Here is a 16,972-nt window from a genome sequence, read left to right as displayed (position 1 = left end):
ATCAATACTGCGCTGCTGGCGGACATCCATTGATATTCGGGGACTTCTGCCCGCTCCTGCCCGCGGCTGTTGAAATTTCCACCCACAGGCACTCGAAACCGTAAAAAATGAAAATTTGCGCTGCCGACTCTTTTAAAAGCTGTAGGAGCGCTGAGAGATGCGTGACCTTTTTATCAACATGCAGCGAAAAACCAAGCTCTTGTTGGTCTTTTTTCAAGGATACGGAGCATGTGGGCACGAAAACCCGATCAACATGTGGCTTTGAGCAGGAGCAGAAACCGCAAACCCTTGGAAATACATCAACAACAAAGCCGAAATAACTCCGCTGTTGAACAAATAGGCAATTGCTTAAAGAGGCTGCGACTCTCCAGGTTATGAGGCACCACTGCAGCACGCATAATAGAAAATATAGGAAAGAAAATACTAAGACGGTATTATTTACTCCAAAAACGTGTCTGATATAATGAACTATTGAAGGATATGCGAACAACAGAGATAACAGAAAACTATTGAGGTACTCTATGGTTACTTTTAAGGACAGGTTATACAAATTCGAAGAAATTGAACAAAAGGTTCTCTCGGGAAATATTGAAGATGATAAGGAGTTTATCATCGAAGCGCTCAGATCCTGCTTTTTCACGGAAGACGGCATGACGGTGGTGGATGAGAACGGGGTTACCATCCTGTGCAACGGCGCCCACAGAAAAATCATGGGCATGGAAGGAAGAGCGATTGTGGGAAAGAATACCAAGGATCTGGTCACTGAAGGTATTTTTCAGCAGTCGGCTTCCGCCTTGGTATTTGAGTCAAAGCAGCAGGAGACCATAACCCAGAAGCTTCCCAACGGAAAGACCATTTTGGTCACCGCCACGCCTATCTTTGACGAGAGTGGGAACATCAAAAGAATCATCAATAACCTGCGGGACGTGCCCATCCTGAACGCCCTCTTTGAAGAACAGCTAAAACAGGAGACCCTGATCGACGCTTACCGAAGCGAGCTTACAAAACATAATAACATCGCCCACAAAGGTTTGATCGCGGAAAGCACCCAGATGAGAGGCGTTCTGGAAATTGCCGAAAGGGCCGCCATGAACGACAGCATTGTTTTGATCCTGGGCGAATCAGGCGTCGGCAAAGGCGTGATCGCCAGGCTGATTCACGACATGAGCAAAAGAGGCAGCAAACCGATGGTTTCCATCAATTGCGGAGCGATTCCGGAGCAGCTGCTGGAATCGGAGCTGTTCGGCTATGCTCCGGGAGCATTTACCGGGGCCAGCCGCGAAGGGAAAATGGGTCTCTTCGAAGTCGCTGACGGCGGTGTGGTGTTTTTAGACGAGATCGGTGAGCTGCCTCTCAATTTGCAGCCAAAGCTCCTTTCCTTTTTGGAAACCGGAGAGATCATGCGTGTGGGGAGCACAAGAAACAAAAAAGTGGACTGCCGCATCATTGCCGCAACAAACAGGGACCTGAAAGAGATGGTCGATCAAAATGAATTCCGGGAAGATCTGTATTATCGATTGAGCGTAATTCCCATCCGAATACCTCCCCTCAGGGAAAGGCGGGAAGATATCATCCCCCTGACCATTACCTTTCTGAAGGAACTCAATGAAAAGAACGGCCTGCATAAGACCATCAGCCAGGAGGTTCTGGAGGTGCTGAAAAAAGCCGAATGGAACGGGAACGTCCGCGAGCTGAGAAACGCCATCGAGCGGTACGTTGTGCTCAGCCTGAACCAAGAGATTACCTTGGCGGATCTGCCGCAGGAAGATGTGCTCGTAAAGGACAAAAAGATCGTTTCCTCAGAAAAGCTGCCGGTGGAGCTTACGGAAGTGGTCCAGGAAATGGAGGATGAATACATCGCTCTGGCCATGAAAAAGGGCGGGAGCATAAGAAAAGCCGCCAAACTTTTAAACATTTCGCCGACCACCCTTTTTCGAAAGATCAATAGAGAGTGAGCTGTTACCGAATCGGAACGAGAACTGTTTTACAAGTTACGAAAACGGAACGAAAAGAAGACGAAAGCAAAAAGCGACTCGTCTTCTTTTTGCTTTTACCAGCAAAATTTGTTGAAATAAAGCGGGCTTTCGGGATTTGTTATTTAATTTGAAAATTCGAAATAGATTGGCACAGAAGTTGCCTTATATATAGATGCAGCAGCGGCCGATGTTGTAAAACGTTATTCCTGAAACGAGTAAAGGTGAAATCGTATTAAATTCGCCACAAGGAGTAAATATGGAAAAGAAATATACACAAACGGAATTTTCAAAAGGGCTCTTTGAATTAAACGAGGAGACCCTTAAGGAACTGGCTGATTCGAAATATATGAATGCGGACCTGGTTCCCACATCTGCGACTGAAAGAACCTGGAACACTTATAACATTGGAATGCTTTGGGTTGGTATGGTCATCTGCATTACCGGCTTTTCCTACGCGGCGGCACTGATTGCCCTGGGAATGGGCCCCATCCCCGCACTGATAAACGTTCTCATCGGAAACCTGATCGTACTGATTCCAATGCAGCTGAACTCCCATGCAGGGACGAGGTATGGAGTTCCTTTCCCGGTATTTGCGAGAATTTCCTTTGGCCGGCTGGGTTCTCACCTGCCATCACTGATGAGAGCTGTCGTTGCCGCAGGCTGGTGCGCGGTACAGTGCTGGGTAGGAGGAGCGGCATTTTCGTCGATTATCTCCATATTCAGCAGCAGCTGGGATACGGAAGGCATGGGAAGATTTATTGGATTTGGATTGTTCCTGGTAGTGACTTTGATTTTGGGCCTGAGAGGCTCAGAGGGGATCAAAAAGCTGGAAAGCCTGGGAAGCCCAATCCTGATCGTGCTCTGCATAGGTCTGGTTTGCTGGATCGTATCGCTGGGCAACGATTGCGGCGTATCGGTAGGAGATATGTTCCTGGCAGGCAATGAGGAAGCCACATTAGCAGCCAACGGCGGTTTCCTGTATGTGTTCCTTGCCGGTATTACAAGCAACATCGCCGTATGGGCGACACTGGCTTTGAACATTCCTGATTTCTCAAGATACGCAAAATCCCAGAAAGCACAGTTCAGAGGACAGCTCTACGCAATGCCGACTTCCGTTATTGTACTGGCTACCATCGGCGCAATGTTCGCCAAGGTGACCGAAGTTGCTTACGGACAGGCTCAATTTGATCCGACGGCAGTATTGCTGCATTTGAACAACAAAGTAGTCGTACTGATCGTATCACTGGGCGTTATCATCGGGACTCTGACGACCAATATGGCTGCCAACGTAGTGGCTCCTGCCAATGGGTTCGCGAACCTGGCGCCAAGAAAGATCAGTTACAAAGTGGGAATCGTCATCACCTGCATTCTGTGCATCGTATACCGGCCCTGGTGGATGTACGGCGACGCCGGCGCGTTCATGTTCGCATGGCTGGGCACCTGCGGTACAATCTTAGGCCCGGTAGCGGCAATCCTGGTGGCTGACTACTTTGTAATCAAGAAAAAGAGAATCAATGTCAAAGCGCTGTACGACGCAAAGGACGATACCTACAACTACAACAAAGGCTGGAACATAAGGGCCATTGCGGCGTGGGTTCTGGGATTCATTGTTCCGCTGCTGGGCAAATTCGGAATCGGCGGTACGGTTACCATGTGGCTTGATGCCAACAGCTACATAGTCGGATTCCTGATCGCTTTCGTCCTCTACATCCTGTTTATGAAGAGCGAAAAGAAATCTTATGTTTCCGAAGAAAAATTCGAGGAAATCACCGAAAAGAAATACGCAGAAGACAAAAAGGAGGATATCTTACAAAATGTATGATGAAAAAATATATGACCAGATCAATGAAATAGCAAAAGAGCTCAAAGAGGATTGCATCAAATTTATCCAAAAGCTGCTGCAGACACCGTCTATCAGCGGCGATGAATATAAGCTGACGGAGATTTTGATCGCGGAAATGGAAAAGCTGGGATACGATGATGTCAGCCGGGATAAATACGGCAATGTAATCGGGATTATAAAAGGTGATGAAGAGGGACCGACCATTATGTACAATTCCCACATGGACCATGTGGCCCCTGGAGATGTGAGCAATTGGGAGGGCTATGACCCTTACGGCGGCGAGATCGATATCTGTGAATGTGACAACGAAGACAGAACCGTAAAAGAAATGGTGGAATGCATCCACGGCAGAGGCGCGTCGGATGTCAAGAGCGGCCACGGTTTTCAGATCTACGCCGGTGCGATTCTTCTCAAACTGCGTGAGCAGGGAGTGAAGCTGAAAGGCGATTTCATGTATACAGGCGTGGTACATGAGGAATCCGGACAAAACGGCGGTACCAGACGTATGCTGGCGGAAACCTTCCCGGAAAGAGGCCTGGATTTTGACGCCATGGTTTCATCGGAAGCGACAAGCCTCAGCCTGTATCTGGGGCACAGAGGAAGAATTGAATATCTGATCACCGTATATGGCAGAACCAGCCACGGCAGCTGCCCGCAGAACGGAATCAACGCCATTTATAAAGCGATCCCGGTAATTGAAAAAATCAGAACTGAAGTGATTCCGAATCTCCCGAAGGACCCGGACGGTGAAGTAGAACCAGCATCCATCTCTCTGAATATCATTGAATGTTCTCCGGGTGCATTGTCTATCGTTCCCGACCAGTGCTTCCTCTCCTTTGACAGGAGGACCATGATCGGAGAAACAGAAGACAGCGCAATGAAAATCCTGCAGAAGGTATTGGATGATATAGCGGCGGAGGATCCGGAATTCAAAGCGGATATTCAGGTAAAACCGTGTATCGATACCTGCTATACGGGAGAAGTAATGGAAGGCTACAAGTTTACCGAAGCCTGGAAGATCAAAAAGGATCACCCCTTTACAAAAGCCTGCGCACAGGCCCTTTCCAATATCGGACAGCCTGTAAAATACGGCTACTGGTCCTTTGCCACAGATGCGGCTGTTACCGCAGGGCATTACAGAAAACCGACCATCGGCTATTCCGGAATGCAGGAACAGTTTGCCCATACGCCGTATGATAAATGCAGAACAGACTTTATCGAAAAGGCGCTGGCCGGAAACGCGGCAATTTTCCTGACAGCAAGCGAAATGAAAAAGGAAGACTTTAAAGAATTGGATTTTTAATTGAGATAGGAGGCAAATGCATTGAGTAAGGTTGTTAAAAAAGAGTATTTGGAAGAGGCAGCAGCGGGATACAATCTGCGGACTGCCAGAGAAGAGGCAAGAAGATGCCTGGTATGTCATGACGCGCCGTGCAGTGAGGCCTGCCCTGCCGGAACCGATCCGGCGAGGTTTATCCGCTCTCTGCGGTTCAACAATGTAAAGGGCGCTGCGGAAACCATCAGAAAAAATAATCCCCTTGGCGGAAGCTGCGCTAAGGTCTGCCCTTACGACCAGCTCTGTCAGGAAGCCTGCAGCCGGTGCGGGATCGACAAACCAATTGAAATCGGCAGACTCCAGAGCTTCCTCGTGGAGCAGGAAAAGGCCTTTGGCATGAAAAATGTAGAAGCACCGGAAGAAAAGAAAGCCGGAAAAGCTGCCTGCATCGGAGCTGGCCCGGCATCCCTGGCAGCGGCATCTGTACTGGCCCGCGCCGGATACGAGGTTACTGTATATGACGCTCAGCAAAAGGCCGGCGGAATGCTGACCTATGGCATCGTGCCCGCCAGACTGCCGCAGGAAACAGTAGATTACGATATCCAGCTGATCAAGGACCTGGGGGTAAAATTCGAACTGGGCAAAAAGGTGGAATCAGCAGAAGCTTTAAAAGCAGCAGGATATGACACAGTATTTGTCGGAGCCGGTCTGTGGGGGACGAAGAAAGTCGATCTTCCGGGCGCGGACGCAAAAGGCGTACGCTACGCTTTGGACTATCTGAAAGAAGCCAGAGAGTCTGGCGGAAAATCGGAAATTGGCAATAAAGTAATCGTCATCGGCGGCGGCGACGTAGCCATGGACTGCGCAGCAACAGCAAAGCTTGCCGGCGCGGAAAAGGTAATGATCTATTACAGAAGAACCATTGAAGAGGCACCTGCAGAAATGGCTGAGATCAAGTATGTCCAGTCAATGGGAGTTACCATAACCACAGAATTCGCCCCGGCGGCCATTCTTGAAAAGGACGGAAAAGTTGATTTTGTTCAGTTCAAAGGCAGAGACGGGCAGTCAGAGGCAAAGGTAAAGGCCGATACAGTTGTCTTTGCCATTGGACAGAGCGCAGAAGCAGTAGGCGGCATGGACGCAGAAGGCGTTTTCGTTGGCGGAGATATTGCCAACGGCGGAAAAACTGTGGTGGATGCAGTTGCGGAAGGCAAGGAAGCGGCGGCAGCCATGATCGATTATCTTGAGAAGAAAGCAGGTGTGAAATAATGTCAGTGAAGAAAGATTTGTCAATTGAATTTGCGGGAATTAAGTGTAAAAACCCTTATTTCCTTTCCTCCTCTCCGGTAGGAAACAATTACGATATGATCTCAAAATGCTTTGAAGCAGGATGGGGAGGCGTTTTTTATAAGACCATCGACCTCTGGAACGAAAATGAGATTTCTCCGATTTTCGGAAGCTATGGCAACGCCGGCGAACCGTGGACCGGATTCAAAAACTGCGAGCACGCTTCTCAAAATACATTGGAAGAAAATCTGGAGCATATGAGAAGACTCAAACGAGACTATCCGGATCACGTTATTTTCGCTTCCTTCATGGGACAAACAGAAGATGACTGGAAGCTTCTATGCAGCTACGCCGAGCAGGCTGACGCTGATGGAATTGAAATCAACCTCTCCTGCCCGCATATGGGAAGAGAGAACATGGGCTCCGACGTGGGAACCAATCCCAAGCTGGTGGAATCCTTCACCAGAGCATCGGTCAGCGGAACCAAGCTGCCGGTCATCGCCAAAATGACTCCCAATGTCACCAATATGGTCCCTTCCGCTCTGGCTGCCATGAAAGGCGGAGCAACGGGTATCTCAGCCATTAATACCGTAAAATCCGTCATTGATATTGACCATGATTTGTTTACCACCCAGCCGGTCATCAATGGCAAATCCGCTATATCCGGCTTTTCGGGAGCGGCCATAAAACCGATCTGCCTTCGCTTTATGACGGAAATGGGCAACTGTCCGGACCTCCAGGGCGTGCCCATGTCAGGCGTGGGCGGTATTTACACCTGGTCTGATGCGCTGGATTATCTGCTGGTGGGAGCAAGAAACGTTCAGGTTACCACTGCCGTTATGGAATATGGATACCGAATTGTTGAAGATATGATCTCCGGTATGCAGCACTATATGGACGAAAAAGGATTCAATTCTCTGGATGAGCTGGTGGGAAAAGCACTGCCGAATATCGTTTCTCCTTCCGAGCTTACCAGGACTTATCAGATCCGTCCGGACTTTAATGAAGAAAAATGCGTGGGCTGCGGCAGATGCTATGTCTCCTGCTATGACGGCGGTCACCAGGCTATTAAATGGAATGAAGAAAAAAGAAGGCCTGAGCTGGATACGGATCACTGCGTAGGCTGTCATCTCTGTCAGAAGGTTTGTCCTGTGGCCGACTGTATCCTGCCGGGCGAGCTGGTATGGAGAGAAGGGTGTCAGCCGGAAGAGCTGATCCTGAAAGAAAAATTTGAATAGAGGATTTGTTATGGATTTACTGATTAAAAACGGAACGATTGTTACGGCCGCCGAGACTTATCAGGCCGACGTTGCCGTGGACAGCGGGAAGATCGCAGCCATAGGCACGGATTTTGACGAAGCCGATTTTACGGAAGTAGTAGATGCGAAAGACAAACTTGTTCTCCCGGGAGCGATTGACGGACACACCCATCTGGCGCTGGCTTTTGGGGGAACGATTTCCTCCGACGACTACTATGCAGGCACAAGATCCGCTGCCTGCGGCGGTACGACTACAGTATTTGATTTTGCTCAGCAGGAAGCGGGCGAACGGCTTTTGGACGCTGCCAAACGCAGAGATGCCATTGCCTGTAAAGACGCTGCCGTGGACTATTCCTTCCATATTGGAGTCGGCGACGTATCCACAGAGGAACTGCTCGATTCCATGGAGGAAGCGGTTGAATACGGAATACCCTCTTTCAAGGTATATATGGTCTATGACTTTGGAGTAGACGATGGGTCCTTTTACAAGGTCCTTGAGAAATCCAAGGAGCTGGGAGCGCTGGTAGGTGTCCATGCAGAGAACAAGGACGTGAACAGCTTGCTGGTAAACCGCTATTTGTCGGAGGGAAAGACTTCCGCCTGGTGGCACTATATGTCTAAGAATGAGCTGGTAGAAGGAGAGGCAGACGTGCGGGCTGTCAACCTGGCGAAAATGGCGCAGGCGCCCCTCTATATCGTTCATCTGGCGGATAAAATGGGTATGGAAGCGGTCACAGAAGCAAGAAAGCAGGGCTACCCGATCTTTGCTGAAACCTGCCCCCAGTACCTGCATTTTACCAATGAAGTTTACAAGCGGGAACGCGGCAGAGATTTTGTCTGCTCCCCGCCTATGAAAAATCAGGAATCTCAGGACGCTCTCTGGGATGGGATTGCCAACGGAAATATTACGACTATCGCCACCGACCACTGTCCTTTCAGGCAGGAGGAAAAGGACTGGGGCATTACCCAAAAAGACGGAAGCCCCGGCAACTTTACAACCATTCCCAACGGCTGCGCCGGTGTGGAAAATATGTACCCTTATGTGCTTTCGCAGGCAGTGGCAGGAAGGATCAGCTTTAACAAGGCGGTTGAGCTATGCGCGTTGAATCCGTCCAAGCTGTTTGGGCTGGACCATCGCAAGGGCGCTGTCCGTGTCGGCCTGGATGCGGACTTGGTTATCTACGATCCGCAGAAAGAATTCACCATTACCAATGAAGCTATGCACGGCGATACGGATCATACCATCTGGGAAGGTGTAAAGCTGAAAGGCTATCCGCAGGCCACATACAGCAGAGGGAGACTGGTGTTCAAAGACGGAGAGTTCCTGGGCAAACGCGGAGACGGCCAGCTCATCAAATGCCACAGGCTTGAATTTAAAGGGCCGGAACTGTAAATGGAGAAGAGAATGACTGACATCTATGAAAAATATCATGAAAAACGAGAAGCGTTAAAAATAAAAAACAATCCCAAAAGGGTAGAAAAAATGCACAAGGCAGGGAAGCTGACGGCGGAAGAGCGAATTGACGGCTTTTTCGATGCCGGCACCTATACGGAGATGAAGCCCTGGACAAAGAACCGCTGCGCTGACTTTGACCTGAATAAAAAGGACCTGGGCAATGAAGGCGTTCTCTGTGGATACGGAAATGTAGACGGCAGACCGGTTTTCGCCTACGCCAATGATGTGACGGTCATGGGCGGTTCCATGGGCGAGGCCGGCAGGGATAAGATCATGAACTGCTTTGAAAAGGCCATGGAGGGCGGATATCCGATCATCTCCTTTAACGATGCTGCCGGGGCAAGAATTCAGGAGGGCGTTTCGGCCCTCCATGCGTACTGCTCCACCTTTGGGCAGACCAGCATCGCATCGGGGTGGATACCGCAGATCTCTCTGATTATGGGAACCTGTGCCGGCGGAACTTCTTACTGTGCGGCCCTGACGGATTTCATCATTCAAGTAAACCCGACCGGAAAGATGTTTGTTACCGGACCGGCGGTAATTGAATCGGTGACAGGAGAAAAAACCACCTTTGATGACATCGGCGGCGCGGGCGTTCATGGAAGAATAACGGGTCTGGCGCACTTTGTAGTAAATTCAGAGCAGGAAGGTTTTGCAGTGGCAAAAAGACTCCTTTCCTTCCTGCCTGCAAACAGCAAGGAAGCGCCGCCCAAGTATCTGGAAAACGACCCCATCGACCGCAAAACGCCGGAAATTAAAACGATCATTCCCGTCGATGCGCAGAAATCCTTTGATATGAAGGACGTAATCAGGAGCTTTGTGGATAACCAGGATTTTATGGAGATTCAGGAAAGCTTCGCACAGAATATCGTGGTGGGGTTTGCCCGTTTGGGCGGGGAAACGGTAGGAATCGTAGGCAACCAACCGAAAATGCTGGCAGGCTGTATCGATGTGAACGCCTCCTGGAAGGCCGCCAGATTCGTGCGTTTCTGCGATTGCTACAACATCCCGCTCGTCACTCTGGCAGATACGCCGGGATATCTTCCGGGCGTTATGCAGGAGCATAACGGCATCATTCGCAATGGGGCCAAGCTGCTCTTTGCCTATTCGGAAGCCACGGTTCCTAAGATCACAGTCGTGGTCAGAAAGGACTACGGCGGCGCCTATTCGGCCATGTGCGGCAAGGGCATGGGTGCGGATTTCGTCCTGGCTCTGCCCACAGGAGAGCTGGCTATCATGGGCGCTGAGGGGGCTGCCAATATCGTGTTCAAACACGAAATCGCAGACGCCGCGGACCCGGCAGCCAAGCGCAAAGAATTGACCGAAAAATACAAGGAGCTGTTCCTCAACCCATATAAAGGAGCCGAATACGGTATCGTAGACGATGTGATCGATCCGCAGGAGCTGCGAAGCAGAATCATCAAAGATCTGAGGATTATCCGCAACAAAAAGCCGGCGATGCCATATAAAAAACATTCCAATATACCATTGTAAATTATCAATATATCACCCGGATTGTTGCCTGGACTGTCGCTCGGAAATCGCCCGGAAATGAGGAAGAATATCAAAATATATAATTATATCAAGACTCAATGATATTTTCAGGAGAAAATACGATAAAATTCGCACGAAATTATCAAAATAGCACAATAAAATATGCGCTATTGATATTTTAATGCTTTTATTTTCCAAAACCACTGTGAAACTATCAATATTGTGCTGCTGCGGGCTGTCTATTGATATTCAGGGGTTTCAACCAGCCGCCGGCCTTTGAAACAATTTACCTTTTGGGCAGCTTTTCATATGAGCCGGTTCTTGCAGCGCAGCGAGCCATGCGGGCTACCAGAAAGAATTTATGCTGGGAAGTCTGCCTGACAAGTATAGAAAGGATAGTTTTGAATGAATGTAAAACTGATTGCCCTGGACCTGGACGGAACGACATTAAATTCGCAGAATCAGTTGACGGAAAAAACAAAAGAAGCTTTAATCAAAGCCGCACACCTGGGCATTGTGGTGGTGCCGGTAACGGGAAGGTGCTATAAATCACTGCCGCAGGAGCTTTTAGAGCTGGACGGCGGCAATTGTATTCGCTATGCGGTTGTGTCCAATGGCGCAGAAATAAGAGATGCGCAAAGCGGAGAAATTCTCTATAAAAACTACATTGACCCCCTGGGCGCAGAAGAGATAAAAAATATCCTCCAAAAAGAGGCGCTGATGATAGAAATATACGTCAAAGGCAGCGCCCATATTGAACGGTCCTATTACGAGAAGCTTGAGCAGGGACAGATCTCTTACCGGAGCCGTGATTATGTCCTTACAACCAGAGTTCCGGTAAGAGGCGTCATCCATCTTTTGGATGTACATAAAACTCAGATCGAAAAGGTCGCCGTTTATTTCGAGCCGGATTCACTGCAGAGTAAAATCAAGGAAGCTCTTGCAGATGTGAAGCATGCGCATATAACATCTTCCGCAAAGAACAATGTGGAGTTAATTGCAGAGAACTGCAGTAAAGCAAGAACTCTGGAAAAATTATGCGAAAACCTTGGCATAGACCTGAATGAGGTTATGGCCGCCGGAGACAGCCAAAACGATTTGGAAATGCTGGCTGCGGCCGATATTGCTGTTGCCATGGAAAACGCCGATGAAAATGTAAAAGCGCGTGCGGACTTCGTTGCGGCCAGTAATGACTGCGACGGACTGGCGCAAGCAATTATGAAGTTTATCTGATATTCGTTTCGCAATTATATTAGGAAAGAAAGGAAGAACCAAATGTCCGAAATTAAAGAAAAAAGCTTAAAGTACAACCTGCATTCATGGAGCGCTCAGAAAGCCATTAACCCTAAGGTCATAACAAAGGCCGAAGGTATTTATTTCTGGGATGAGGAGGGAAACCGCTATTATGATATGTCCTCCCAGCTGGTGAACTCAAATCTGGGACACGGCAATAAAGCCATTATCCAGGCTATCAAGGACCAGGCGGATAAGATGCCGTTCATCAGTCCGGCCTTTGCCATCGATGTCAGATCGGATGCTGCGGAGGCGGTTGTGGAGATGTCCGGGATGAAAAACGCAAAGGTATTTTTCACCAACGCAGGGGCTGAATCCAATGAAAACGCAATTAAAATGGCAAAACAATACACTGGAAGATGGAAGATTTTCTCCATGTACCGCTGCTATCACGGATCTTCCGCAGGCGCGGGCATGCTCACTGGTGAACCGCGGCACTTTGCCAACGAGCCGGGACCGGCAGGCTTCATCAAATATGACGGCCCGTATGCCTATAGAGCGCCAAAACAGGTTGCCTTCAAGGACAAAGATGATGCGGCTGATTTCTATCTGGAGCTGCTGGAAAATCAGGTTCTCTATGAAGGACCGGAAAGCATCGCTGCAATTTTCCTGGAAACAGTAGTCGGGTCCAACGGTATTTTGATTCCGCCTGCAAAATGGATAAAAGGCGTGCGGGATCTTTGCACGAAATACGGAATTGTAATGGTGTGCGACGAGGTTATGGCAGGCTGGTATCGTACGGGTAAAGCCTTTGCTTTCCAGAATTACGGCATAGAACCGGATCTGGTGACCTTTGCCAAAGGCGTAACCTGCGGGTACGTTCCCATCGGCGGCGTCATTGTCTCAGAAAAAATCCAGAAATACTTTGACGACCATAAGATGATGTGCGGTCTGACCTACAACGCTCACCCTATGGGCTGTGCGGCAGCGGTTGCCACAATCAAGGAGTATGAAAACCTGAACATCGAAGAAAACGTAGCCAAGCAGGGCAAGCTGCTGAGAGAGTTCTTAGAAGGTTTCTCAAAGACACATCCATGTGTCGGCGAAATCCGCCAGATCGGCCTGTTCTCCGCTATGGAAATCGTTAAAGATGAATCGGGCGCGCCTATTGTATCCTTCAACAATGACCCGGAGGGGGTCATGCCCAAGATCATAGGTATGCTGATGAAGGAAGGCTTCTTTACTTATTCCCACGAAAATATGATTGTGGTGGCTCCGCCGCTGATCATCGCCGGGGAAGAGCTGCGGGAAGCAATGGCAATCATGGATCGGGTGCTCGACTCGGTGGATGAGATGATTTGATGAAAAACATTTGATTACAGATGCATAATAGGCTTTATCCCTGTGCCGGAACTTTCCAATGTCCTGCACAGGGATTTTTGTTGTCCAAAGGCGGGCGAAAATAGAAACGATATGATAAAATAAGGAGATACGGCAGGGAAAAAGATTATGAGTACGAAAGGACATTAACTATGAACGACATCATAAAGATACTGCGGGAATTCAACGAAGCCCGAAACTGGGAACCCTTCCACACCCCGGAAAACCTAGCAAAATCCATTGCCATCGAAGCGGGCGAGCTGCTGGAATGTTTCCAGTGGGACAGCGATTATGACTTGGAAGCTCTCAGCGATGAGATTGCCGATGTGATGCTGTACTGCCTGATGCTCAGCGACAAGATCGGCATTGATATAAAGAAGGAAATGCTGCGAAAGATCGAAAAAAACGGGGTAAAGTACCCGGTGGAAACCTGCAGGGAAGAATAGAACATGAAGATTATTATTTCACCGGCAAAGAAAATGAATGTGGATAACGACCTGTTCGCGGCGGAAAGCGAACCCTGTTTTCCGGAAGAGACGGGCAGGATCATGGGCTGGATGAGGGGACTTACCTTTGAAGAGGCGCAGCAGCTGTGGGGCTGCAACGATAAAATTGCCGGCCTGAACTTCCAACGCTTCGCGCAGATGGACCTGAATAAAAACCTGACTCCGGCGGTGCTCTCCTATGAAGGCATCCAGTATCAATATATGGCGCCTAAAGTTTTTTCCCGGAGTGCTTGGCAGTACGTGCAGGAGCACCTGCGGATACTGTCCGGGTTTTACGGAGTTTTGAGACCGCTGGACGGGGTCACCCCTTATCGTCTGGAAATGCAGGCAAAGGCACGGGTGGACGGGACGAAGAATTTATACGAATTCTGGGGCGACAAGCTGTATAAACAGGTGATGGATGGCGACCGGACAGTCATCAACCTTGCCTCTAAGGAATATTCCCGCTGTATTGAAGCCTATCTTGGACCAGAGGACCAATTTATCACCTGTATCTTCGGAGAATGGAAGAATGGGAAGGTGGTTCAAAAGGGAACACAGGCTAAGATGGCCAGAGGTGAGATGGTTCGTTTTATGGCTGAGCGGCAAGTCAGACGGCCGGAAGAGCTGAAGGAATTTGACTCGCCCCATTATACCTTCTGCGAGGAACTGTCGTCGGAAAAGGAATACATATTCTTAAAATAAAAAAGTTACCCATATTGTCCACAAAACAGGAGAATATGGGTAACCAACCTTAAATCTGAACTGCCGGGCTGCGTCCAAACAAATGGTTTATACAACCTCCGATTCGGAAGCGGAAACAGCATGGCTTGGGGATAGCCCTACGGAAACCTTTTCCCGCGGTTTTGGCACGCATTTTCCGATCAGCGGCGCAAAGATCCGGCTGAGCGTTCCCACCAGCAATGCGGCTAAAACTGTCCCTTCCCGAACGCCTTCAATGCTGTGGAGCATCGTCAGAGAAACGATGATGCTCAGGCTGACCAGCGTAATGTCCAGGGCCACTTTGGTCTTGCCGAAGTTTTTATGAGCGGCCATTACGATGGCTTTTACAAATCCATCGACAGAGAGCATGATTGTATTGGCCGAAACCTCAATACTGAGCCCCAGGGCGACCAGCAGGATTCCCATGGCCAGACATCCCAGCTGAGCGACATACGTCTCCGGATGGAGCCAGGACAGTAGAGTATTTGAAAAATCCGTCATCCAGCCGAAGATAAAAGCGGCCGGAATCTGCAGAATCCAGAGCTTAGGAAATTGTTTTCTGAGCAGAATAACTTGTCCGATAAAACAGGCTAAATTGAGCATCATCATGAAGTTCCCCATCGTGAGACCGAATCCCCGGCTCAGGGAATAGGGCAGACTCGCCAGCGGCGTGGTTCCCAGACTGGAACAGGTGGAAAAGGCAATACCCAGAGAAATGGTGAAAATGCCTAACAAAAATAAAAAATAGCGTAATACAGTGTTGCAGAAATTTTGTTTTAACATTGGTCCTCCTTGTACGATATTAACCGGATCGATGCGGTGCCGCCAAGGAATGAAATCTGGATAAAACTTGTCCGATGGGGCTCACTGCTTCAAATCCACAGATATTGTATCACAAAACTAAGAAAAAATCTATTATGTAAGAAAAATTATCATATATGAACCGAAGTGAATGGAACACAAAAGACGGCCAGGACAAACAATTTTTCTCGTTGACACAATGCGGCTTACGTGCTACCATAGAACGGCTGAAAAGGCTATAGCTTTACCTGTTTCTGAATCATAAACAGGCATCCTGTAGTCTTTTTTTTGTGCGGATCCGCACGCCGCATACAAATGACAATAATCGTTAAAGGAGCTTTTTATATGACACGTGCAGAAAATCCCATGGGAACAAAACCGGTATTTCCGCTTTTAATGACCATGTCCGTACCGGCGATGGTTTCCATGCTGATCCAATCCTTATACAATATCGTAGACAGCCTGTTCGTAGGCCGTCTCAGCCAGGAAGCCCTGACTGCGGTATCCATTGTTTTTCCTCTCCAGAATCTGGTCCTGGCGGTGGCGGTCGGGCTGGGCGTCGGGGTCAATGCCAACATCGCCAGAAGCCTGGGAGAAAAGAGGCAGGAGGATGCGGACCAGGCGGCCAGCCACGGGCTGTTCCTTACTTTTTTCCATATAACCGGGTTCGTTGTTCTGGGAATCCTGGGGTCATCCTGGTTTGTCGGGCTTTTTACCGATTCCCCGGAGATTTTGCAAATGGGCAGCCAGTACAGCCATATCGTCATCTGCTTGTCGGGGGCCAGTCTCATTCATATTTTGATTGAAAAGATCTTTCAGGCTACCGGAAAAATGCTTGCGCCCATGCTGTTTCAGATTGTGGGCGCGGGAGTGAATATCATACTGGACCCCATCCTCATATTCGGACTTCTGGGGTTTCCGTCCCTCGGCGTAAAGGGAGCGGCAATCGCTACCATTATCGGACAGTGCTGCGCCTGCGGGTTGGCGGTACTCTTTTATCGAAAGAAAAACTGCGGCGTTCATATCAAGGTGAAAGACTTTCACTGGGACCGGCAGGTAGTTCGCAAGCTGTACAGCGTCGGCATTCCTTCCTGCATGGTCATGTCCATGCCGTCTCTGCTGGTGGGCCTTCTCAACGGAATTCTGGCCGGAGTTTCCCAGCTGGCAGTGGCTGTTTTCGGCATATACTTCAAACTGCAGACCTTTGTCTACATGCCGGTCAACGGCTTGGTGCAGGGGATGCGGCCGATCATCAGCTATAATTTCGGTGCGGAGCACTACGGGCGAATGAAAAAGACGCTGCATTGCTCCCTGACAGTTACAGCTACCATCATGGCAGTGGGAACGATTCTCTTTCTCCTCGGCGCGGAATGGATTCTGCTGATGTTCGGAGGGTCGCAGGAAATGCTGGACATCGGGATCAGCGCCCTGCGGATCATATGCTGCGGGTTCATCTTTTCCACAGTGGGCGTGATTATTGCAGGAGCCTTTGAAGCCCTGGGTGAAGGCGGGCGGTCCCTTGCTGTTTCCCTGCTGCGGCAGATGGCGATTATTCCGCCGCTGGCTTTCGTACTGGTTCGTTTTACGGATATGGGTCTGACAGGGGTATGGATTACCTTCCCCATCGCTGAGGTGACAGCGTCGGCTGTGGCTCTGGTGCTTTACCGCAGACTCTGGAAAAGCAAGCTGAAAAATTCCTTGCCTGAGGAGGAAGGCTGTGCTATAATAAATACCGATTTGAAAAAAGAATAAAAATTTT

Annotated in this window: 13 protein-coding genes; 12 read left to right on the top strand and 1 reads right to left on the bottom strand. The window is 49.2% G+C overall.

Going from position 1 to position 16,972, the window contains the following annotated elements:
- The first annotated feature begins 521 nt into the window (after window positions 1-521).
- The 11 genes from NE619_RS04970 (at window position 522) to yaaA (ending at window position 14,394) form a co-directional block, all read left to right on the top strand.
- The gene (locus NE619_RS04970; protein WP_256131270.1) at window positions 522-1,955 is read left to right on the top strand and encodes a sigma-54 interaction domain-containing protein; all 1,434 of its coding nucleotides are present in this window, start codon (window positions 522-524) and stop codon (window positions 1,953-1,955) included.
- A gap of 277 nt (window positions 1,956-2,232) precedes the next feature.
- Window positions 2,233-3,798, top strand: a complete 1,566-nt coding sequence (locus tag NE619_RS04965; protein ID WP_256131269.1) for an NCS1 family nucleobase:cation symporter-1 — start codon at window positions 2,233-2,235, stop codon at window positions 3,796-3,798.
- Window positions 3,791-5,122, top strand: a complete 1,332-nt coding sequence (locus NE619_RS04960; protein WP_256131268.1) for a M20/M25/M40 family metallo-hydrolase — start codon at window positions 3,791-3,793, stop codon at window positions 5,120-5,122. Before NE619_RS04965 ends, NE619_RS04960 begins: the two co-directional genes overlap by 8 nt.
- A gap of 21 nt (window positions 5,123-5,143) precedes the next feature.
- Entirely contained in the window at window positions 5,144-6,364 is a 1,221-nt protein-coding gene (locus NE619_RS04955; protein WP_256131267.1) for an FAD-dependent oxidoreductase, read from the top strand.
- The gene (preA, locus tag NE619_RS04950; RefSeq protein ID WP_256131266.1) at window positions 6,364-7,620 is read left to right on the top strand and encodes an NAD-dependent dihydropyrimidine dehydrogenase subunit PreA; all 1,257 of its coding nucleotides are present in this window, start codon (window positions 6,364-6,366) and stop codon (window positions 7,618-7,620) included. The genes NE619_RS04955 and preA overlap by 1 nt, the downstream gene beginning before the upstream one ends.
- A 10-nt stretch (window positions 7,621-7,630) precedes the next feature.
- Window positions 7,631-9,034, top strand: coding sequence for a dihydropyrimidinase (gene hydA / locus NE619_RS04945; RefSeq protein ID WP_256131265.1), 1,404 nt, complete (start codon window positions 7,631-7,633; stop codon window positions 9,032-9,034).
- Window positions 9,035-9,046: 12 nt separating this feature from the next.
- Window positions 9,047-10,591 carry an acyl-CoA carboxylase subunit beta gene (locus NE619_RS04940; protein WP_256131264.1) on the top strand — a complete coding sequence of 515 codons (1,545 nt, stop codon included), beginning with the start codon at window positions 9,047-9,049 and terminating at the stop codon, window positions 10,589-10,591.
- Window positions 10,592-10,996: 405 nt separating this feature from the next.
- A complete protein-coding gene (locus NE619_RS04935) occupies window positions 10,997-11,824 on the top strand; it encodes a Cof-type HAD-IIB family hydrolase (RefSeq protein ID WP_256131263.1) in 828 nt (275 codons plus the stop codon).
- A gap of 18 nt (window positions 11,825-11,842) precedes the next feature.
- The gene (locus NE619_RS04930; protein WP_256131396.1) at window positions 11,843-13,186 is read left to right on the top strand and encodes an aminotransferase class III-fold pyridoxal phosphate-dependent enzyme; all 1,344 of its coding nucleotides are present in this window, start codon (window positions 11,843-11,845) and stop codon (window positions 13,184-13,186) included.
- 170 nt (window positions 13,187-13,356) lie between these two features.
- The gene (locus NE619_RS04925; protein ID WP_256131262.1) at window positions 13,357-13,650 is read left to right on the top strand and encodes a nucleotide pyrophosphohydrolase; all 294 of its coding nucleotides are present in this window, start codon (window positions 13,357-13,359) and stop codon (window positions 13,648-13,650) included.
- A gap of 3 nt (window positions 13,651-13,653) precedes the next feature.
- The gene (gene yaaA, locus NE619_RS04920) at window positions 13,654-14,394 is read left to right on the top strand and encodes a peroxide stress protein YaaA (RefSeq protein WP_256131261.1); all 741 of its coding nucleotides are present in this window, start codon (window positions 13,654-13,656) and stop codon (window positions 14,392-14,394) included.
- A gap of 87 nt (window positions 14,395-14,481) precedes the next feature.
- Here yaaA and NE619_RS04915 read toward each other — a convergent pair whose 3' ends face one another.
- Window positions 14,482-15,195: a YczE/YyaS/YitT family protein gene (locus tag NE619_RS04915; protein ID WP_256131260.1), complete on the bottom strand. Its 714-nt coding sequence runs from the start codon at window positions 15,193-15,195 to the stop codon at window positions 14,482-14,484.
- Window positions 15,196-15,558: 363 nt separating this feature from the next.
- Here NE619_RS04915 and NE619_RS04910 point away from each other — a divergent pair, with 363 nt between their 5' ends.
- Window positions 15,559-16,965 (top strand): MATE family efflux transporter, encoded by a 1,407-nt coding sequence (locus tag NE619_RS04910; protein WP_256131259.1) that lies wholly within the window; start codon window positions 15,559-15,561, stop codon window positions 16,963-16,965.
- Window positions 16,966-16,972 lie beyond the last annotated feature (7 nt).

This window comes from Anaerovorax odorimutans, from assembly GCF_024459955.1.
Classification (GTDB): Bacteria; Bacillota; Clostridia; order Peptostreptococcales; family Anaerovoracaceae; genus Hominibacterium; species Hominibacterium odorimutans_A.
The sequence above is the reverse complement of the archived record's forward strand: the minus strand, read 5'-3'. Positions and strand labels throughout refer to the sequence as shown.